Source organism: Acinetobacter sichuanensis (genome assembly GCF_003024515.2).
Taxonomy (GTDB): domain Bacteria; phylum Pseudomonadota; class Gammaproteobacteria; order Pseudomonadales; family Moraxellaceae; genus Acinetobacter; species Acinetobacter sichuanensis.
Genome location: NZ_PYIX02000054.1, coordinates 1 through 20,901 on the forward strand (window position 1 = coordinate 1; position 20,901 = coordinate 20,901).

The following is a 20,901-nucleotide window of genomic DNA, read 5'->3' on the forward strand; positions in this document are numbered from 1 at the left end:
TGACCATGACCATATTGCTGAGCTACTTCATGACAATGACGAGTTCTTAGCTTTTGCTTGGGCATCATCTGCGGCTCAATCTAAAAAACGTATGGTGTTAGGTCAATGTGAAAAAGTGATGTTTAACGTGGGTGGTTGGAAGAAAGCACGACAAGAACAACAGATGCGGGACTGGTATGGTTTTGTACCCACTTATTTAATTACGATTGATGCGAGTTATTGTGAAAAGAGCAATGACCGTAACTTTTGCGCGTTACTCGATCATGAGCTTTATCACATTGGTGTAGAACGCGATGAAGATGGTGAAATGCTGTATAGCGATATGACAGGTTTACCTAAACATTATTTGGCAGGTCACGACGTTGAAGAATTCTTTGGTGTGGTCAGACGTTGGGGCGCAAATGAATCAGTTAAACGTTTGGTCGAAATCACAAAGAATGCGCCGTTTGTTGCTGATGTTGATATTTCTAAGTGTTGTGGGACGTGTGTGATTTGAGCTGAGAGGCTCTTTTTTTGGTTATTTACGTTGACGTACGTTGACAGGTGGATATTTATGGCAGCCCTCAGAAAAGAGGTGAAACTCTTTATTGTTCGGTCACTTGCGCAGTTTAATACCCCCGAAGAAACAGCAAAGCTCGTCAACGAAGAATATAAAAATCTAAATGTTTCTCGACAACAGTGTGAGCGTTACGATCCAACCAAAAGAGCAGGTAAAGATTTAAGCGAAGAGTTTAAAAAAGAATTTGAAATAACGCGTTCGGAGTTTTTAGGTAAACCCGAACATATTCCAATCGCAAATCTAGTTGTTCGACTGCAGCGTTACGAAAATATGTTTTTAGCTACAAAGAACAATGTTCTTCGATTAAAAATTCAAGAACAAGCAGCTAAAGATATAGGTGGTCAATACACCAACCGAACAGAAGTGACGGGTGAAAATGGTGGACCTATTCAAAATGAGAATGTGACCTATGTGACAGCAACTAAAGAAGATGTAAGGCGGGCGATTGATGAACTCGAGAGTGAATACTGATCCCGTAAAATTGGAAGTTGAGCGTACCAAGTGTGAAGATGAACACCTGTTCTTTACACGTCGTTTCTTTAAGCCTCGCATGGGTTTTAAATTCTCAGTCAATTGGCATCATGAATATATTGCTGACAAGATTGATGAAGTGATTGCAGGAAAAATAAAAAACCTTGTAATTAATGTTCCACCTGGTAGTGGTAAGACTGAGCTTTTAACTAATCTAATTGCAAGAGGAATCGCACGAAATACACGTTCACGTTTTTTATATTTATCATTTTCTCAATCGCTCGTTGAAGATGTATCTGCCACAGCACGAAATATCGTGAAGTCAGAAGATTTCCAAAATTTGTGGCCAATCAAAATTTCCACAAGTACAGATGCAAAAGCGAGTTGGAAAACGACGGTAGATGGTTATGAGGCAGGACATGTTTATTCAGCATCAATGGGTGGTCAGGTTACAGGACGCCGTGCAGGTACATTAGCTAATAATGGATTTACTGGAGCGATTATACTTGATGACCCTTTAAAGCCTGAGGATGCATTTAGTAAAACTGCACGCAATAAAGCGAATCGTAAGATTTTAAATACAGTGAACTCGCGTAAAGCTAAATCATCGACACCGATTATTTTGATTATGCAGCGTTTACATGTTGAAGACCCAACCAATTTTGTGATGACGGGTAATGTACCAGGAGAATGGGAACAAATCAGTATCCCTGCGCTGATTGATGATGCTTATATTGAAGCGCTTCCTCAACATATTCAATCGAAAATCCCGCGTAATATTGAACGTGATGAAAAGGGGCGACAAAGTTATTGGCCATTAAAAGAATCATTACAGTCATTATTACAACTAGAACAAGGTGGACAGGATAAAGATGGGGCGGCTGTTTCTCGCTATACATTTAGTAGTCAATATCAACAGAGACCTAAAAAGCTTGGTGGTGACCTGGTTAAAGCTGAGTGGTTTGGGCGTTATCTTAAATTACCAGTACTGAAATGGCGGGCAATATGGGTTGATACAGCGCAGAAAACCAAAGAGCATAATGATTATTCAGTCTTTTTGTGTGGTGGTCTTGGATATGATGGCAAGTTGTACATTATTGATGTGAAACGTGGGAAGTGGGAAGCACCTGAGTTGATCAAAGAAGCCAAGCTATTCATCAACAAACATAAAGAATCCAACACAGAAATTGGAAAGCTTAGATATATGGCTATTGAGGATAAAGCCTCAGGGACCACATTGATTCAAACTATTTCAAGGCAAACTACATTGCCAATTAGAGCTATCCAACGAAGCATAGATAAGCTAACACGCACAATGGATGTGGTTTTTTATGTTGAAGATCGTATGGTGGTTTTACCTGCATCAGCTCCATGGTTGTTGAATTATGTTGAAGAGGTTGAAGGGTTAACTGCTGATATGACGCATGATCATGATGACCAATGGGACCCAACAATTGATGCAATAAATGACACTGTGGCAAGAAAACCAACAGTATTTGATTAGGAAAAATTATGGCTGAAAATACCAAGCCCGATGCAATAGGCGATGCAGGGGCATATACCAACTTTGCCTCTAATATTGGTACCGCACGAGATAAAGCATCACATGGGCAATTTGTACGCCATGATATTCCAGATGATCAACTCGAAGCGGTTTATCAAAATTGGTTAGCAAAACGTATCGTCAATCGTCCTTCCTCAGACATGCTTCGAGCAGGTTGGTTCTTTGAAAATATTCAAGGGAGTAATCTGAAAAAACTCGAAGAGGCATGTAAGCATTATCATTTAAATCAGGTATTACTTTCGAGTTTGATCCTGTCACGTTTGCATGGAAAGGTCTATGTATTGATTGGTTCAGCAGATGGGCAAAATCTAGATCAGCCTTTTGAGATCAATAAACTTGGTGTAGGACGCTTAGAGTTTTTTACGGTGATTAAGAAGAAGTACTTAACGGAAGATACTCGCAGCTATTTACCACCTTCAGCGTGTTGTGGATTACTCAAACAGCCTGAATTTTATAAGTTACGGTTTAATGATGGTACACCTGAAAAGCGTATTCATCATAGTCGCCTGATTAAGATTTGCCATGCTGATGTCGTCAGTGAAGAACCTCAGAGCATTTTGCAGGAGGTGTATGAAGATCTCTTAGATCATGCCAGTGTGAAGCGTAGTACAGCGAGTTTGGTACATGAATCCAAAATTGACATTATTCGTACACCGAGTTTGGTTGAAAAAATCACAGAGGATATGAAGACTGTTGTTGAGCGCTTTATGAGTGTGGGATTTTTAAAAAGCTTAAACGGTATGATTGTTCTGGATAAGGAAGAGGAATACGACTCTAAAACATATACATTTGGTGGTTTACCTGATTTGATGCGCGAGTTTTCTATTCAAACCGCAGGTGCAGCCGATATTCCTTATACCATTTTATTTGGTCAGTCTCCTGCAGGGATGAATGCCACAGGGGAACACGATACCCGTAATTATTACGATTCAATTGCCACAAAACAGGAATGGATGCTGAAACCTATTTTGATGAAGTTTTTAGCATTAATTTGCCAATCTACATTCGGTAAGCAGTTCCCTGATTTAAATGTGGTGTTTAATCCATTGTGGCAGCTTGATGCCAAGATTCGCTCAGAAGTGGAAAAGGCAAATGCGGAACGCGATGAAAAGTATTTGAATATGGGCATTATCACTGAATCCCAGATTGCACGGCAGTTACAGATTGATGGTGTGTACTCTGTGATTGATGATGATCACATTAAAGAATTGGAACTTATGGTGGATACAGATGGTAGCGAAGATCATTCAACTGTTAAAACCCCAACTACAACAGATCCAGAAGAGTAAGAAAGGGCGTAAACCTAAGCTAAAACCCATCAAAGTCAATCGTAAAACTGAGCTGTATTACACTCGTCAATTGCTTGCCATAGCGCGTTATTGCCAAGATCAAACCAAGGATATGGTTTTGCCTACTATAGGTGAAAACATTGGCGATAGTTGGTTTAGTGATATGTTTGGCAAGTTACGTACTCGATTTGATAATTATATTGCTGAGGTATCAAAGCCCTTAGCAACCAAGATTGTCATTGATGTTATGCAGGAGGTGGATAGCCAGATTGCTAATCATACTAAGTCTGCGATTGGGGTGGATCTGACACCGCTGTATCAAGCTTCCGATATTCAAAGTACAGTTGATTATAATATTGATGCAAATGTAGCATTAATTAAGTCTATTCCACAGCAATACGCACAGAAGTTAGAAGCTTTGGTTTTAAATGCCTTACAGACAGGGCAGACCAATGCGGAACTCGCTCAAGAAATTCATAAGCTTGGTCAAAGTACAGAGTCTAGAGCGCGTTTAATTGCTGCGGATCAGATGGGTAAGATCAATTCGAATATCAATAAACAACGTCAGTTGGATTTAGGTGTTGAGTCTTATACGTGGCAGACTGCCAAAGATGAGCGAGTTCGAGCAGATCATAGGCATAAGCAAGGTAAAACTTTTCGTTGGGATGAACCGCCAAGTGGTGGGCATCCTGGTGAGCCTATTCGTTGTCGGTGTGTGGCGTTGCCTAATTATGAGGATATTTTGGTTGATTAAATATTATAATTTTCATAGAGTTAACTTTTCTTAAATAAGGTGTTTTTATGAGAGTTGAAATTATTAATCATGACCATTTAGCTATTAATCTAAATTTAGATACCATCCCAAGAATAGATGAAACTATAAATATTGCTTTATCGGAAGGTGGGAGTATCTCGGGTGTGGTTAATTTTATTGAACACAATATTAGTCAAAACAATAATGATCATTATGTGATTATATTTCTTAGACCAGCTTAATACTACCGATTATATAAACCCTCAAATTTGAGGGTTTTTTTATGAACCCAATTTATGAAATCTAAGCCCAAACATATACCAACCCCATCACTACAAAAAGTACCTGATTCACCAAGCTTTGAACCATATTTATTCCTAATTTTTATTTGCTTGCTTGGAATGTTTCTGCTCTTAGGAACCTTATAACATTATGAAAACCCTATACCAACTCAAAATTGGTGATTTTGCACCAAGTGAATCGTCACGCTCATTTACCAAAGAAGGGTACTTGAAGTGCGTCAATGTTCGCTTAGCGAAAGCACCACAGGTACGACAGTACTATGCCTATGAATTCCCATCATTAGAGGGATTTACGGCAGATCAAATCATTAATGTCTACACACCTGCAGATGAACTCTTTAAACCTGAATCGGTAGCGAGTTTTTCAAATGTAGATGCTACGGACTATCACCCACCAAAGAATGAAATCAATGCTTCTAACTGGAAGGACTACCACATTGGCTATTGTGAGAACGTCCGCCAAGAAGGTGATTATCTGGTGGGGGATTTACTGATTAAAGACAAGATCAGTATCGATCTCATTCAAAGTAATGAGCGCATTGAAATGTCGCTTGGTTATGCGGCACTCCTTGTTTTAGAGAATGGTACCGCACCTGATGGTACGCCATACCAAGCGAAGTTTATTAATTTTATTGGCAATCATGTGGCACTGGTGAAATATGGTCGCTGTGGTGGTGATTGTCGGATCGGTGACCAAAACCCAACTCCACAAGAGGAAAACTTCATGGAAGTTATTGTAAATGGTATGCGTTTTGACATTGGTGATAATAAACCATTGGCAGATGCTTTGAAAATCCAACAAACCCAAATTGAAAACTTAAAAGCCGCAAAGCTTAAAGTCGGCGATAAGCAATTTTCAATTGGTGATGAAATGGCTGCAGTTCAGGCAGTTGTCGATACATTACAAACTGAAAACACGCAGTTAAAACAGCAAGTCGGTGATTTAGAAAAAAATCAAATGACCCCTGAAAAGTTAGAACACGCTGCAGCAGAACGCGCAACAGTAATTGCCGATGCTAAAGCACTTGTGCCTAACGTTAAAACAGAAGGTTGTACCTGTGAGCAGATTAAGCGTGATGTGATTAGCGCCAAAGCAGGTGACACGCTTGTGACTGCTGTATTGGGTGGTGTATCGGTAGGTGATGCCAAGCCTGATCAGATTGACACTGTATTTCGTGCTTTATCTGCGGTGAAAGGTGTAGCACATACTAACTCGGTCAATACAGCATTGAATCAGTTCCAGCATCAACCCACCAATGTTGGGGATCAAAACCCTGATACCAATCAACAAAAGTCAAGCAGCAAGCAAGATGCTTGGAAACAATCATTCTAATAGGGGAATCGAGCATGTCTTTAACACCTCAAGCAATTCCAGGTATGCGTGCGCGTTTGCACATGCCTGAAGAAATTTTATCGTTACCTGTGTCGGGTAGTACTGTGCTCAGTGATGGTGATGTGGTGGTGCAATCTACAGATGGTAAAACTGTATCGGCTGTCGTAGGTGCGACCAATACTAAATTTGGTGTGGTGGTATTTCAGCATATTGGCAAGTCAGGAAAAAATGCGAAAGGTCTTGAAGCTTACCAAGCCAAAGACTGTGCACCAATCATGCAGATTGGTTCTGTATGGGTAAAACCCACTACGCCTGTTACAGATATTAATGCCAAGGTGTATGTACGTACTGCCAATGCAACAGTAGATGCACCTTTAGGATCTCTTTCATCGGCTGCTTTGGATTCAACTGAATTACCCAACGCAGCATGGGAAACCATCACAGGTGCAGATGGTATGGCAATTCTTCGTTTACGTGGAGCGTAATACATGTCTAAACAATTAGAACAAATGAAAATCCGTTTAACGGCGGTGGCACATGGGGTGCAAGCAGCAGTCGGTGATGCCTTTAACTTAGATACATTTGCTAAGTTACTCATCAAGCTTGAATCGATTGATGAAATGTCACCACAATTGGCAGAAGCACAAGCCTATGCAAAATACCTACCGCTTGAGTCACTGACAGGTGCGGTAGTAGGCTCGGCAAGTGTATTACAGCGTAAACGTGGTGTGGGTCGTGGTAAACGTCATTCTGGTTTAGGTAATGATGTGCCATTGGCTGAAGTGTTATATGACGAAGTAAAATTGACCGTCCAAGTCGGTGTGATTGGTTATGAAACTACGATTTTTGAAACTGCTGCAGCATTACGTGCAGGAATTTCATTGGCATCAGATAAAATCACTGCAGCGCGTTTGGCATATGAAAACCATATGAGCGATGTAGCATGGTTTGGTGAATCTGATACAGGTTTACTAGGTTTTTATAATCAAACAGGTGTGGAAGTGATTGCATCTACTGTGGATTATGCAACAGCGATCATTGAAGTGGTTTTGGCTGATATTAACAAAGCCATCAAAGGTGCAACCAACGCATCGAAGTTTGATGCCAGTGTACAGCCTGATACTTTTGTGATGCCTGAAAATAAGTTCACGATTTTAGCAAGTCGTATCGTTCCTGATTCGGCAGGTAAAACTTTCCTTGAATATATTAAGGAAAAGAACACCTTTGCAATGCAGGGTAAAACCATGACCTTTACTTCTGAAAGCTACTTGGAAGGTAAAGGTGTGGGTGGTACAGACCGCAGTATTATTTACCGCCGTGATCCAAACTGTATTACTTTCCGTTGTAATGATCTTGAGTTTTTAGCAGCACAGCCAATCAACTACGCAATTCGCACACCGGGTCACTATATGTATGAAGGTGTACATCTGAAGCGCGTTGATTCATTACGTTATTATGATGTGGAATAAGGAAAAATAAACTATGGCAAAAATTACATACAGCGGCTTACAAGCCGCTTTTTCTTTTGATGGTATTCAGATTGGCAAAGGTCAAACCATTGAGCTGACTGGTGCTGAGTTGACCAAATTGCAAAAAGGAAAAGTCTTTAAGGCTTTGCTTGAATTGGGTGATCTTTCAGTGGATGACACGCAGGACAGTAAAACTACAGGTCGTAAAGGTTCAAGCAAGTCAGATCCTGAACTCGATAAAGTACGTGCTGAGTTAAAAGCTTTGGGTGTGACTTATGCGGATGATGAAACATTAGAGCAGCTGCAAGCTAAACTCGCTCAAGCTCAAGAATAATAGGTGATGCATGGACTTACAGACTTTCCGAGAAAGATTTAAATCAGATTCTCAACTCTACAATGCAAGTGAGCCAGAAATACAAGATGCTTTGGAAGAAGCGGAACTTGTGGTATCGGTCGTGGAATTTGGGCAGTTAAAAGAACGCGCTGTAGGTCTTTATGCGGCACATATTTTAAAAGTTCAAAAAGCTAATCCAAATGGTACCGCCATTTCAAATGCAAGTAATATGTCGATTGCAGGACAAAGCGTTGGTTTTTCGCGTTCTGCAAAAGAAACGTTCTACGATCAAAGCATTTATGGCCAACGTTATTTGGCATTAAAAAATTCTATTCCAATCGATAATCAAGGCACCAACCCTAATAATCTGCGTGTTGGTGCCTTTGTTGTTTAGGAGAAAATCATGTCATTTAAATATCAAGCACCACTACATTTTAAAAGTACAAACATTCAAATAGCTGGGCAGATGTACTTTCTTGATACACGAAATATCATTGAGTCAGATCAAGATATTTATTACATCTTGCAGCCAATGGGTTTTACACGTTATGTGGAAGAGCCTAAAAAAGTCACAGCAGTTGCTACCACTAAAAGCTAGGTGATGTATGGTTGATTCGGTTGATGTACAAATTCATCTAAATGAAGAAAATAATCGGATTAAGAAAGAAATCCGTAAGACCATCACAGCATTGACCTTAAAACTACAGCGAACTATTCAGGAAGATATGCTCAGTGGACAACGACTCAATGTCCAATCAGATCGTTTACGTGGTTCATTGGTTTCACGTATTTCTGAGTCAGCAGAAATGTTTGAAGGGATTGTATCTGCAGGTGGTGCTCATGTGAAATATGCCTTTATTCATGAGTTTGGCTTGGCTGCTGCCGTAAACATCAAAAGTCATTTGCGTCATATTAAACAGGCATTTGGTAAACCTATTACACCTAAGGATGTATTGGTAAAAGCACACAGTCGAACTGTTAATTTTAAGGAACGCCGTTTTATGCGGGATTCTTTAGATGAAATTGGTAAAACCGTGCCAAAGAATATTGAGAAAGCGATTGAGCGAGGATTGAAAAATGAATAGTGAAGCTATTTACCAAGCTTTGTTTGATCAGCTCAGCAATATCCAAGGCATGGTGACAGTCAGCCGCAGATTACGTCATTTTAATCATGTGGGTAATGAAAAACGTCCTGCGTTATTTATTACTCAGGGCAATCAGGATGAAAATGCAGTTAAAGGTTTAAATGCCAAGATTGAACTCGCTGCAGAAGTTTATTTGTATATCTATGAAGCTGATCCTGAAAAAGCTATAGGAATGCAGATCAATCATTACCTTGATGCTATTCGAGAAGCAATGAAGCCTGAATATCCTGAAATGTGTGAATACCAAACCTTAGGCGGTTTAGTTGAGCATTGTTGGATTGATGGCACGATTGAAGTTTTTGAAGGTGTGGATGGGATGATTGATGGACAAGGTATTGCGATTGTCCCAATTCGAATCTTAACCACCAACTAATGATTTAATTCAAATTATGACCACCTCTTTAGGTGGTTTTTTCATTTTATAGAGGTCTAAATCAATGGCTCAATATTTATTTGGTGCAGGTAAGTTGTTTGCCACGCCAATTGTAGATGTTTATGGTCAACCGATTACTAATCCTACACCTGTTGAGATTGGTGTTATGCAGTCAGTATCAGTTGATCTATCTTATGACTTAAAAGAACTTTTTGGTCGTGGACAGTTTGCTGTAGATGCTGCACGTGGTAAGGGTTCAATTAAGTGCAAAGCAACAATTGGTCGTATCAGTGGTGCGTTACTGAACTCGATTTTCTTTGGTGGTGTTGTTGCTGACGGTGGAATAGACGTTGTTACTCAAACCATTAATGGTGAAAAAATCCAAACAGGTGGAACGTTAACGCCTGTTGTACCAAACGCAGGTACTTTTGTGAAAGATTTGGGTGTAACAGATGCTAAGGCAATTCCATTGAAGCGTGTTGCATCTGCACCCGTAACAGGTCAATACAGTGTCGATCAGGCAACGGGTGAATATACCTTTGCTGTGGCTGATGTCGGTAAAGTGGTATTTATCAGCTTTAAGTATTCTGCAACGGTTGCAGGTGCCAAGTCAGGTTTAGTCAATAACTTGGATATGGGTTATACCCCTGAATTTTCAGTTAACTTACAGCGTGAATATAAAGGTAAATTTATGGGCATGGAGTTCTTCCGTTGCACCAGTAATAAGCTCGGCTTCAGCTCAAAACAAGATGATTACGATCTACCAGAGTTCGAGTTTCAGCCGATGGCTGATGATCTTAACCGCGTCTTTCATTGGAATCTTTCGGAGTAATGATTCATGTTATTTAATCAAGTTGAAAACCCACGTGGCACGACCGTTGTCATTGATGGTCAGTCTTTTGTTTTTGCGCCGTTATCTTTGGGTGCGGTTGAAAAGCTTTTACCTGCACTACAAGAATTTAAACCACATGATGTAGGGCTTGTGATTGATGTCGCACATAAATCATTGAAGCGTAATTATCCTGATATTAGTCGTGAAGACGTTTCAGATATGATTTATATGGATCAACTTGAAGAAGTGATGGGCGCAGTCATGTCAGTTTCAGGTTTGAAAAATAAGCAAGATTCAAATGGTGATGAATCGGGGGAATAAACTGGGAGGAAATTTATACTCATTTGGTGCTGACCACAGGTAAGGATTATGACTATGTACGTGATCAGATGGATTTGCCGAGGTTATACGCACTGAATGAGTATCAGCTTAAATTTCCTCCCGCCGATGTTGGTGTACAGCGACTTTGCCGTATTTTAGAGGCGCTTATGGGAATTGAGGAAAATCAACAACAGGAAGAATCTGAAGAGGATGATTTGGAAGAGATGTTGAGCGCGTTCCCACAGGGGTAACTTCGGTTGCCCTTAATTGAATATTTAAAAAGCAAAAACCCAAGATTCGCAGTCTTGGGTTTTTTGTTTTCCATTGAACAGAGCAAGAACAAGAGGAAAAGATTTTTACATGGTCGATTTTACCACAAATTTAAATGGGTTGTTAAAAATGACAGCAGATATTTCTATATGGCGATTAGTATTTTTGTTATTAGCTGTGATTACCTGCATCCTTGCTTGGCAGTCACCACAATTTTTTAAAGCATATCTTGAGTATAAGAAACAGAAGGTTAGTCAAGATGATGAATAAGTTATCAGAAAGTAAACCTTTAAGAATTTGGTCTTACATAATTGTTTTATCAATATTAATTGGAATACTTGCTTGGCAAGCTGCACCAATTATTTTAGCTGTGGTTGAGCTAATTAAAGTAATTGGATAATCAAATAAAGTATAAATCAATCATTTAGGGTGACTTTGGTTGCCCTGATTGATTTTTATTCTCTTATTAGTTAAGGTTCTGCTTACTTTACAATAGCTTGAGAATATTATGAAGAAAGCCATTAAGTGGGTTTTGATTGTTTTTTTTGGATTATTTGTTTTAAATGTTGTTATTGAGATGAGTTTAAGAGGGGATTCATCCTCAGAGTATAAAAAAAATGAGGGTAGTACTATAAACAAAGAGGAGGATGCTGAATTACCTAAAGGTATACAATACGAAGGTAAAACAACTGATTCTGCAGCAAGAGGAATGATAATTCTTGTTAAAGAGAAATTAACTAAAGATGCTATTAATGCGGAATCGGTACAATTTAAAAATGTATTTTATGCAAATCAAAATAATATGACCGCAATTTGTGGTGAAATTAATATTGTAAAAAGTTCAGGAGCAAGTGGATACAGACGTTTCATTTCCAATGGTATCGCTGATACTGCAATGGAAGGGTATTCTAAAAATTTTAATGCATTATGGAATCAAGTGTGTAAACACTAAGAAACACTCGTAGTCAGATGTTCTAAAGACCACTCATTGAAGTGGTCTTTTATTGCGCTAAATTCATAGCTCGTATCTACGAGCTTTTTTATTGCCTGAGGAAAAGTAATGGCGAACGAAGTTGAAGTAAAAATCACAGCCTCAACTGAGGCATTAAGTCAGGGCATGAATCAGGCAACTGATAAAGTTCAAGCTGCAGCAGTCGATATTAATCGTATTGCAGATACCATTAAAAATGCATTTGATGGTGTACGTGATTCACTTAAAAATATTGATATCAGCTTGAATATTGATATGAGTGATATGCAGCAACGTTTAAATAGTGCTGTGGATACGATTCGAACGCGCATCAATGGTATCGCTGATGATGCAAAGGTAAAACTAAAATTAGACACCACATCTTTAAATAGTGAACTTGGACAAGCAGAAAGTTTAATTCAAACTCGCTTGGCTGCATTACCCTTGCAAAATATCCGCTTAGATATTGATACACATGAAATTCAGCAAAAGTTTAATCAACTTGGTGCACAAATCATTAAGGTTAAACCCAAGTTAGATAGTCCATCCTTAACTGCTGAAATTGCTTTGATTAAAAATAGACTGAATGCTGCTTTTGCTGCAGGGGTTAAAGTCAAAGTTATTCCGAGTTTGTTACAGGCAGATATTTCAAACTTAAAAATGAAGCTACAAGGGCTGACCAATAAAACTTATAAAGTCAAACTTGGTATAGATCTCACCTATCTGAATAATCAGATTAATCTTGCGCGTTCTATGTTAAGTAACTTGAGCACTGGCTTGGCTATCAATATTGATGCTACGAGCAATCTACTTCGTGCATCACTTGATCGCGTAAAAGTGGCTTTGGATCTGCTGCGCCATCAACTTAGTACGGGCGGTGGCAGCGGAGGCGGTGGACCATCAGGTGGTGGATCAGGTCCTAGTGGACGTGGTGGTATTTTGACGAGTTTTGCGGGAAACTTCCTTGCAAATATGACAAGTCAAATCATGTCACAGCTAGGTGCGTTAACCGCAGAAGTAGTTCGTAACGCGCGTGAAATTGAAAATATGTCACGTCTTGCTAACACAACCACACAAGAATTTCAGGAGTGGGCATTTGCCTCATCTTCTGTTGGTATAAGTCAAGAAAAACTCGGTGACATCATGAAAGATGTGAACGATAAGTTTGGTGACTTCATGCAAACAGGTGGTGGAGAGATGGCAGACTTCTTCGAAAAAATTGCACCTAAGGTTGGAGTAACTGCTAAAGAGTTTCAAGGATTATCAGGTCCTCAAATTCTTGAAAAATATTACCAGACTTTGCAAAAAGCTAATGTATCGCAAGCTGAAATGACGTTCTACATGGAGTCAATCGCCAATGATGCAACCTTACTAGCACCATTGCTTGCGAATAACGGCGAAAAGCTTAAGGAGATGTCTAAACAGGCGCACGAACTTGGTGTGATTCTTGATGATGAGGCAATTCAAGCAACCAAAGAGTTTCAAGGTGCATTGGGTTTGATTGGTGCAACCATCAAAGGTGTTGTTGCAAATTTGGTCGCTGATCTTGCACCTGGTTTAAAAACCATGGCGAATAACTTTTTACGCTATATGTCTGAGTCAAAAGGTTCAATTGATGATGCGGTTGGGGCAATTATTACCATTTTTAGTAGTCTCTCTGAAATTGTGGAATCAACAGTAGGCGTGATTGGTGATATTTGGACAGACCTCACACAAGATATTGGCGATGGCTCACTGCAGCAAATAACTTTTATGGACTTGGTTTCAGGTGCAATCAAGGGATTTGCAGCAGCTGCAGTAGGTTTAAAAGTAGGTATTCAATCTGCCTTTGCAATCATACGAGCAGTGATTGTTGCTGCATGTCAGGCAATTTCTATTGCATTTACAGGCGTGTTAAATGGTTTTGGTGCATTAAAAGAAACGATTCAATTTGGCTTGGACTATTTGGGTACCAAGTTTAGAACTTTTGGCAATATTGTCAGTCGTATTTTGAGTTTTGATTTTTCTGGTGCGAAAGCAGCTTATGAGCAAGGCTTTAAGGATTTAAGCGATATTACTGATCGTTACTCATCAAAAATGAGTACTCGCATGGATTGGTTAAAGTCTGATTGGAATAGTGGTGTAACAAAGTCAGTTGATGCAGGAGTAAATGCTTGGAATAAAATAGGTCAAGTTACAGAAGATGGTAATAAACAATTTACCAATTTGTTCTTAAAAAACCCGACTGAAGTTAAACCACCTGCGCCCATTAAGCCACCGCCAAATACCTTTAACTCAAATAAAGGGATCGGCACAGGTACAAAGGATGATGAAAAAAAGGCGAGCGATAAAGCAAAAAGCGATGCTGAAAAAGCTGTAAGCAATCGCTTGATCGGCATTTCAGGAAATACTGGTATTGGCACAGGGGCTCACTTAGATGTCCGTTACTCTGGGAAAAATGCACCCGTCAGTGCGGAACATTTAGCACGTTTACAAGCAGGTGGTAAACCTCTTTCAGCCTATAAAATGACATCAGGCTATGGTCCTAGAGAAGCGCCGACAGCAGGTGCTTCAACTTTCCACAAAGGCATGGATTTTTCAATGCCTGTGGGAACACCTATTACGACTAATCACAGTGTTAAAAATGTTCAGACATTTAACAGTGGAAAAGGTGGTTACGTTTCTAAAGTTACTTTTGCGGATGGTGTTGTGTTGAGTCTACTGCACCAATCCCCAGATGTTATGAATAAGGTTCCAAAAGGCGCTACAGCGGGTTCAGCGAACAAAAGTAAAACTGGTGGTGAAAATGATGATTATTTTAAATTTCAAGAGGAGCAAAATCGTCAAGCTGAACAGGCTGAAAAAGAAAGACTTGAGTTGAAGTACAAATATGCCACTGAGCAAGAGAAGGTGGAGCAGGACTTAGCAAGAGCAATTCAGCGTATCAATGACTCAACAGCTTCAACTGATGATAAAAAGACTTATCGAGTTAAAGCTGAGCAAGAGGCGCAAGCGCAAATGGTTGAAATCAACCTGAGGGCATTAGAGCAGAAGCAGGCGATTGATGAGCAAGAAATTCAGTTTAAATTAGATACAGCACAGCGGATATTTGAGATTGAAAAATCAAATATTCAGGCTGCATTTGATGCAGGTCGAATTTCAAATGTTGAAAAGCTAAAACTCGAAAAGCAACTTGAAGATCAACTCTATTTAATTAAACGAGATGGTTTAATCCGACGTTTAGAACTACAAAGTGCTCGATCAGAGATTACAGGTAAGCCTGAAGGGCAAGCTGTTGCAACTAATGCCATTGTTGATTTAGACCATCAAAAAGCAATCTCTGATACACAAAACCCTAAATTACTTAGCGATGCTGAAATGGCTGACTTTGAGAAAAAGTTTGGTGGTTTAACTTCACGTATGTCAAGTTTGTGGGGGAAGGGTATTCAAGAGATGGTGAATGGTACTTTTACATGGAGTAGTGCGACTAGAGCCATAATGTCTGATATGTTAACTTTTACTATTCAGAGCGCAACACAAGAGTCACAAGAGTGGTTAAAAATCCAAGCAATGAAACTCGCTAAGAAGTTAGGTTTTGTGAGTTCCGAAACCGCTGCTGAGGTTTCAGGGCAAGCAGCACAAACAACAGCGGTTGTTGTAGGTGAGGGCATTAAGACTGCCGCAACTTCAACAGGTGTATTTGCTCGATTAGGTCTGAAATTAATGGAAGTTTTAAAATCCATCATGATGTCAGCATGGGAAGCGATGGCAGCAGCTTGGGCTGCAATGTCAGCAATTCCTATTATTGGTCCTGCATTAGGCGTGGCTGCAGGTATTGCTGCTTTTGCTGGAGTTTCGGCAATTGTGGGTAAAGTGGCTTCTGCTCGAGGAGGTTATGACATTCCTGCAGGTGTAAATCCTATGACTCAGTTACATGAGGAAGAAATGGTTTTACCTAAGCAGCATGCCAATACGATCCGTGCGTTAGGTAAATCGGTGATGGGTGATGGTTCTATGGCACAGCAACCCGCTTATGCAGGTGATATGGGAGCGATGCCACAGGTCAATATTCAAGCATGGGATTCTAAAGATATAAAACGCTTTATGAAAAAACATGGTCGTGAATTGGCGGGCGGTCTAAAAGGGTATGGGCGTAATTTTGGCAAATAAGGAGTAGTGCGTGTCTGATGAATTATTTCCTGAATTACCAGGATTGGAATGGGAGCTGACAAAGACTCCCATTTTTAATACCAAAATTATGACATCCATCAATGGTCGTGAGCTTAGAGCGAGCTATCAGGCAGTTCCAAAATATAACATCACTATGTCCTTTGCTTTCTTGCGAGAGAGCAAAGGGCGAAATGAGTTACAGCAACTAGAAGGCTTCTTTACCGAGCGCCGTGGTGCTTTTGATTCATTTCTCTACAAGATGCCAGATGACAATCAGTTTGAATGTACTTTTGTTGGGGATGGAAGCACAACAACCTACCAAATCTTCAAAAAAATGCATTCTCTACATATGCCAGTGAGCAACACGATGCAGATGACTCAACCGATTAATCCTAATATGTGGAATCAAGTTGAAACCAAAAATATGTGGGATAGCAACATTGAAAAACCCATGTGGAATAACGAAATGGCGGGTATTAGTAAGGATGGGAAATATATGCTGAATACACCGTTGGCAGTCGGTGAGGTGGTCACAGTCAAAGGCACATTCTTTTATCGTTGTCGTTTTGCTGATGATGAACAACAGTATTCCAATTTTATGGCCAAACTGTGGAAAGCACAAAAAATTGAATTGGTTGGCTCTTTAGGAGTAAAGGTATGAGACAAGCATCAGCACAATTAATTGCCTTATTGGATCAAGATCAATTCCTAATGGCAGACCTTTATACGATTACCACAGTACAAGGTGATGTATACCGCTACACCAATTATGATTATGACTTAATTGTAGCCAACCAAGTTTTTAAAGCCGATGGACCTATAATTAGCCGTGAGGGAATCAGTTTATCACTAGGGATTGAGGTCGATAATCTATCTGTCAGCATTAATACTATAAATGATCAGCATTTTAATGATGTGCGTGTGGTTCAGGCTTTTCACAATGGTCAAATGGATGGTGCGCGTTTTAAGTTAGAACGGATCTTTATGGATATGCATACGCCTACAGATACAAGTGCAGGAACCTTAAAATTATTTGAAGGTCGAATTATTGAACCTGAACTCGATCGAAATGTGATTGATTTTAATGTGGCATCAGATATTGATGATCTTCATATTCAAATGCCACGTAACCTATACCAACCAAGTTGTTCCAATACTTTATTCGATTATGGTTGTGGTTTGCTGCGTGATAATTTTGCTATAAGCACAACGATCGAGGTAAACAGTAGTACTTCACAAATTGTATGTACTTTGACACAACCACAAGGTTGGTTCACGCAAGGCGTAGTAGAGTTTTTAGAGGGTGGGAATAAAGGTTTGAAGCGCACGATTCGTTTGCATGAGTCTGGCACTTTAGTACTGACATTACCTTTACTTGAGCAACCTAAAGCAGGTCAGAAAATTAAAGTGTATCCTGGATGTGATAAACGTTTAGATACATGCACTAATCGCTTTAATAATCGTAATCGTTTTGCAGGGAAACCATTTATTCCTGTACCGGAGACTGCTGTATGAAAAATCTAGCAGCAGTTGAAGAAGCTAAGACTTGGTTGGGTACACCATACCATCACCAAGGGCGAGTAAAAGGTGTCGGAGTAGATTGCGGTACCTTAATCTGTGAAGTGTATGAAAAAGTGGGCTTAATGGATCATTTGGATCCACGACCTTATCCCCCTGATTGGCACATGCATCAATTGGGTCAACGATACTTAGAGCATGTGAAAAGTGTATGTTTTGAAGTCGATGAACCACAGCCGGGTGATATTGTTTTATATCACTTTGGTAAATGCATCAGTCACGGTGCCATCGTTGTGGAATGGCCAACGGTGATCCACTCATATATCCATCAGGGTGTCATTATCCAAGATGGTACCAAAGGAAGTTTAGCCCGGCGAATAGCTGGGTTTTTTCGTATGAAGAGGCTGAAAGAATAATATGGGTGGATTATTTGGTGGTGGTACCACAAGTACAACTGAAACGCGTATTAACTCCATGCGTGTTCAGCAATCTGCATATGGTCTTTGTCAACCATTGGTATATGGTAAAAATCGAGTGACTGCCAATATGTTTTGGTATGGTGATTTTACTGCAACACCGCATACCACGGTGACTAAATCAGGGGGTAAAGGTGGTAGCTCTAAAACTCGAAATACAACATTTACCTACAATGCTTCATTAATGCTTGGGCTATGTGAAAATAAGATCCGAGATATTGGGATTGTATGGCGAGACAAAGATCAGATCATCAATAAAACTGAAAATGATGTAACCAAAAGCCCTATTGATCAGTTAGGTTTTGAATTATTTGATGGTAATGATAATCCGCGTTGGGGATATATACAGACCAAGCATCCAGATCAGGCATTACACTATCCTTTTCTTGGTTATGTTGCCTGTGCGAATTATGATTTAGGGAATAACGCAAGTCTTTCCAATCATACCTTTGAAGTCATTAGCGATATTACACTGTCAGATACAGTGCATGATGCCAATCCTGCTGATGTAATTGAGGATTTTATTACACATCCACGCTACGGTGCGGCACCTATTTTAAATATGGCTGATTTGGCAGAATTTAGAACCTACTGCCGAGCAGCAAATTTATTAATTAGCCCTGCATTTACAGAACAAGCTGAAGCGTATGAAACGATCAATACGATTGTTGAGGCGGTGAATTGCGCAGTGGTACCCAGTCCAGATGGTTTAAAAATTAAAACCTATGGCGATACCGCTTTGACTGGACATGGTGTTACCTTCACGCCTGATTTAACTCCTGCTTATCATTTAACAGATGATGATTTTATTGGTGAAGATGAGCCTATCAGAGTGCGCCGTAGTCGTGATACGGACGCTTTTAATCATACGCAAATTGAATATACCAACCGTTATAACCAATACAATACGGAAACAGTGGAAGCCAAAGATCAAGCCAATATTGAAATGTTTGGTCTGCGTACAGAAGACGCGGTAAAACTTGATTTCTTTTGTGAGCCTAAAATTGCTCGGCATGCCTGTCAACTACGTTTACAGCGCTTGTTGTATGTCCGAAATGAATACGAATTTCAGCTTGGTTGGAAGTACTGCCGACTAGAACCCATGGATATTGTGACGATTACAGACATCTCTTTAGGGTTGGATCAATTTCCTGTACGAATTACACGGATTGAAGAAGACGATGAGGGTTTGCTCACCGTTACAGCAAATGAGTTGTCCGTTGGATCTTACTCAGCCATTGAATATGACCTACAAGCATCTAATGGTTATCAGGGAGGAAATGAAGAACCAGGACATGTGAATGCACCTGTCATTTTTGAACCACCTCTAGATTTGACCAATGGTATCAATCAAGTGTGGATCGCTGTATCAGGTGGGGTGAATTTTGGTGGTTGTAATGTCTGGGCGAGTTTAGACAACACTACTTATGACATGATTGGGACCATTTATGGTTCAGCGCGTTATGGTCAATTGGTTGTCGCTATTGATGCAGATGACACGGCATTGCAAGTCCAGCTTAATACACCCAGTCAAATGTTCAGTGGGACTTTAGAGGATGCTGAAGCGGATGCGACATTATGTTTGTTGGGTAGCGAATATTTGAACTATCAAGTGGCAACACTCAATGGATCAGGTCTGTATACATTAGATGATGTACTACGTGGACGTTTTAATGATGCTCAAGTACATATTGCAGGTGAGCCATTTGTCCGTATTGATAAAGCGATTTTTGAACATAGTTTTAATAAAAATCTTATTGGCAAACAGATCCATTTGAAATTTACTAGTTTCAATGGCTTACAGCAGCAAGAGCAAACGTTAGATGAAGTGACTGCTTATAGCTACACATTGGTAGGTGGAAAGCCTGCAGGTGTAAAAGGGCTCTCATTACAGTCACCATTTATCGGTACGAGTTTTAAAGTGCAGTGGCAAACTGTTGTGGGTGCTTCGGGCTATATTGTACAAGTGCTTTCAAATGGTATCTTGCTACGTGAAGTTGAGACAACCAATACAGACTATAGTTATTCTCTTGAGGAAGCGAAATCTGATGGCTTGGGGCGTTCCTATACAATTCGGGTGGCTAGTGTTAGTGGTGGTAATGTGGGTTTATTCGCAGAGTTGAATATCAGTAATCCAGTTCCTACAAAACTTTTAAATGTATATACCACAGCAACTAAAGATACATTAACTGTAAGTTGGAATCCAAGTGAAGCACCTGATTTAAAAGATTACGCAGTTTGGATGAGTCAAACGGAAAACTTTGATCCGAGTTCAATTGTACCAACGTGGGTCGGGTCAGATCTATCTCATACATTTGAAAAGCTTACATCTACAACGATTTACTATGTGCGAGTTGCTGCACGTGATGTATGGAAAGATACAGTTTGGAATTATTCAGATCAGTATGTTCAAAGTACTTCTGAAACTTAAATCTGATTAACAACATGAGCACCCATTTTGGGTGCTTTTTTTTATGGATGAGATTTTTATGCCATTACCAGATAAGAGCACACTGATTGGTGCAAATGTTACAGAACAGGGGTTCAAAACTGCTTTAGGTGAGTTTGTTGACAATGCCTCATCTAAAGAAGATGCGAAGTCTAAAGCCGACGCTGCTCAAGCTAATGCAATTTCTGCTGCGGCAATTGATGCGAAGTCTAAAGCCGACGCTGCTCAAGCTAATGCAATTTCTGCTGCGGCAATTGATGCGAAGTCTAAAGCCGACGCTGCTCAAGCTAATGCAATTTCTGCTGCGGCAACAGATGCGAAGT

At 39.9% G+C, this 20,901-nt stretch carries 26 protein-coding genes; all 26 read left to right on the forward strand.

Translation table 11 applies throughout. From position 1 onward, the window contains the following. On the forward strand, positions 1-496 hold a 496-nt coding region (locus C9E89_RS19660), incomplete at its 5' end, for a putative metallopeptidase (protein WP_107009940.1). A 57-nt stretch (positions 497-553) separates the two neighbouring features. Then, positions 554-1,030 (forward strand): DUF2280 domain-containing protein, encoded by a 477-nt coding sequence (locus tag C9E89_RS19665; RefSeq protein ID WP_107009939.1) that lies wholly within the window; start codon positions 554-556, stop codon positions 1,028-1,030. Then, positions 1,008-2,534: a phage terminase large subunit gene (terL, locus tag C9E89_RS19670; RefSeq protein ID WP_107009938.1), complete on the forward strand. Its 1,527-nt coding sequence runs from the start codon at positions 1,008-1,010 to the stop codon at positions 2,532-2,534. The genes C9E89_RS19665 and terL overlap by 23 nt, the downstream gene beginning before the upstream one ends. Before the next feature lie 8 nt (positions 2,535-2,542). Continuing rightward, on the forward strand, positions 2,543-3,883 hold the full coding sequence (locus C9E89_RS19675) for a DUF1073 domain-containing protein (RefSeq protein ID WP_107009937.1): 1,341 nt from the start codon (positions 2,543-2,545) through the stop codon (positions 3,881-3,883). Continuing rightward, complete coding sequence (locus C9E89_RS19680) at positions 3,825-4,637, forward strand: phage minor head protein (protein WP_107009936.1); 813 nt, start codon at positions 3,825-3,827, stop codon at positions 4,635-4,637. The genes C9E89_RS19675 and C9E89_RS19680 overlap by 59 nt, the downstream gene beginning before the upstream one ends. 47 nt (positions 4,638-4,684) lie before the next feature. Next, positions 4,685-4,879: a hypothetical protein gene (locus C9E89_RS19685; protein WP_107009935.1), complete on the forward strand. Its 195-nt coding sequence runs from the start codon at positions 4,685-4,687 to the stop codon at positions 4,877-4,879. 190 nt (positions 4,880-5,069) lie between these two features. After that, on the forward strand, positions 5,070-6,272 hold the full coding sequence (locus tag C9E89_RS19690; protein ID WP_107009934.1) for a DUF2213 domain-containing protein: 1,203 nt from the start codon (positions 5,070-5,072) through the stop codon (positions 6,270-6,272). A 14-nt stretch (positions 6,273-6,286) separates the two neighbouring features. Next, positions 6,287-6,757: a structural cement protein Gp24 gene (locus C9E89_RS19695; protein ID WP_107009933.1), complete on the forward strand. Its 471-nt coding sequence runs from the start codon at positions 6,287-6,289 to the stop codon at positions 6,755-6,757. Positions 6,758-6,760: 3 nt separating this feature from the next. After that, on the forward strand, positions 6,761-7,741 hold the full coding sequence (locus C9E89_RS19700) for a major capsid family protein (RefSeq protein ID WP_107009932.1): 981 nt from the start codon (positions 6,761-6,763) through the stop codon (positions 7,739-7,741). Positions 7,742-7,754: 13 nt separating this feature from the next. Next, positions 7,755-8,075, forward strand: coding sequence for a hypothetical protein (locus C9E89_RS19705; RefSeq protein ID WP_107009931.1), 321 nt, complete (start codon positions 7,755-7,757; stop codon positions 8,073-8,075). 10 nt (positions 8,076-8,085) lie between these two features. Beyond that, positions 8,086-8,469 carry a DUF4054 domain-containing protein gene (locus C9E89_RS19710; RefSeq protein ID WP_107009930.1) on the forward strand — a complete coding sequence of 128 codons (384 nt, stop codon included), beginning with the start codon at positions 8,086-8,088 and terminating at the stop codon, positions 8,467-8,469. A gap of 9 nt (positions 8,470-8,478) precedes the next feature. Beyond that, positions 8,479-8,673 (forward strand): hypothetical protein, encoded by a 195-nt coding sequence (locus C9E89_RS19715; protein WP_107009929.1) that lies wholly within the window; start codon positions 8,479-8,481, stop codon positions 8,671-8,673. A gap of 7 nt (positions 8,674-8,680) precedes the next feature. Next, positions 8,681-9,160, forward strand: coding sequence for a hypothetical protein (locus C9E89_RS19720; RefSeq protein ID WP_107009928.1), 480 nt, complete (start codon positions 8,681-8,683; stop codon positions 9,158-9,160). Next, on the forward strand, positions 9,153-9,593 hold the full coding sequence (locus tag C9E89_RS19725; RefSeq protein ID WP_107009927.1) for a hypothetical protein: 441 nt from the start codon (positions 9,153-9,155) through the stop codon (positions 9,591-9,593). The genes C9E89_RS19720 and C9E89_RS19725 overlap by 8 nt, the downstream gene beginning before the upstream one ends. A gap of 64 nt (positions 9,594-9,657) precedes the next feature. After that, positions 9,658-10,425, forward strand: a complete 768-nt coding sequence (locus C9E89_RS19730; protein ID WP_107009926.1) for a hypothetical protein — start codon at positions 9,658-9,660, stop codon at positions 10,423-10,425. 6 nt (positions 10,426-10,431) lie between these two features. Next, positions 10,432-10,746 (forward strand): hypothetical protein, encoded by a 315-nt coding sequence (locus tag C9E89_RS19735; RefSeq protein WP_107009925.1) that lies wholly within the window; start codon positions 10,432-10,434, stop codon positions 10,744-10,746. A gap of 68 nt (positions 10,747-10,814) precedes the next feature. Next, positions 10,815-10,997 (forward strand): hypothetical protein, encoded by a 183-nt coding sequence (locus tag C9E89_RS19740; RefSeq protein ID WP_171405179.1) that lies wholly within the window; start codon positions 10,815-10,817, stop codon positions 10,995-10,997. 109 nt (positions 10,998-11,106) lie between these two features. Next, on the forward strand, positions 11,107-11,286 hold the full coding sequence (locus tag C9E89_RS19745; protein ID WP_107009924.1) for a hypothetical protein: 180 nt from the start codon (positions 11,107-11,109) through the stop codon (positions 11,284-11,286). Next, complete coding sequence (locus C9E89_RS23350; protein ID WP_171405180.1) at positions 11,276-11,416, forward strand: hypothetical protein; 141 nt, start codon at positions 11,276-11,278, stop codon at positions 11,414-11,416. The genes C9E89_RS19745 and C9E89_RS23350 overlap by 11 nt, the downstream gene beginning before the upstream one ends. Positions 11,417-11,524: 108 nt before the next feature. Further along, positions 11,525-11,968, forward strand: coding sequence for a hypothetical protein (locus C9E89_RS19750; RefSeq protein ID WP_107009923.1), 444 nt, complete (start codon positions 11,525-11,527; stop codon positions 11,966-11,968). A 108-nt stretch (positions 11,969-12,076) separates the two neighbouring features. Then, positions 12,077-16,135 carry a M23 family metallopeptidase gene (locus tag C9E89_RS19755; RefSeq protein ID WP_107009922.1) on the forward strand — a complete coding sequence of 1,353 codons (4,059 nt, stop codon included), beginning with the start codon at positions 12,077-12,079 and terminating at the stop codon, positions 16,133-16,135. 10 nt (positions 16,136-16,145) lie between these two features. Further along, positions 16,146-16,796, forward strand: coding sequence for a DUF2460 domain-containing protein (locus C9E89_RS19760; protein ID WP_107009921.1), 651 nt, complete (start codon positions 16,146-16,148; stop codon positions 16,794-16,796). Continuing rightward, positions 16,793-17,650, forward strand: coding sequence for a DUF2163 domain-containing protein (locus C9E89_RS19765; RefSeq protein WP_107009920.1), 858 nt, complete (start codon positions 16,793-16,795; stop codon positions 17,648-17,650). The genes C9E89_RS19760 and C9E89_RS19765 overlap by 4 nt, the downstream gene beginning before the upstream one ends. After that, the gene (locus C9E89_RS19770) at positions 17,647-18,069 is read left to right on the forward strand and encodes an NlpC/P60 family protein (RefSeq protein WP_107009919.1); all 423 of its coding nucleotides are present in this window, start codon (positions 17,647-17,649) and stop codon (positions 18,067-18,069) included. The genes C9E89_RS19765 and C9E89_RS19770 overlap by 4 nt, the downstream gene beginning before the upstream one ends. A 1-nt stretch (position 18,070) precedes the next feature. Then, complete coding sequence (locus tag C9E89_RS19775; protein ID WP_107009918.1) at positions 18,071-20,560, forward strand: phage tail protein; 2,490 nt, start codon at positions 18,071-18,073, stop codon at positions 20,558-20,560. Between the two features lie 43 nt (positions 20,561-20,603). After that, the coding region (locus tag C9E89_RS19780; RefSeq protein ID WP_213069654.1) for a hypothetical protein at positions 20,604-20,901 on the forward strand (298 nt) is incomplete at its 3' end.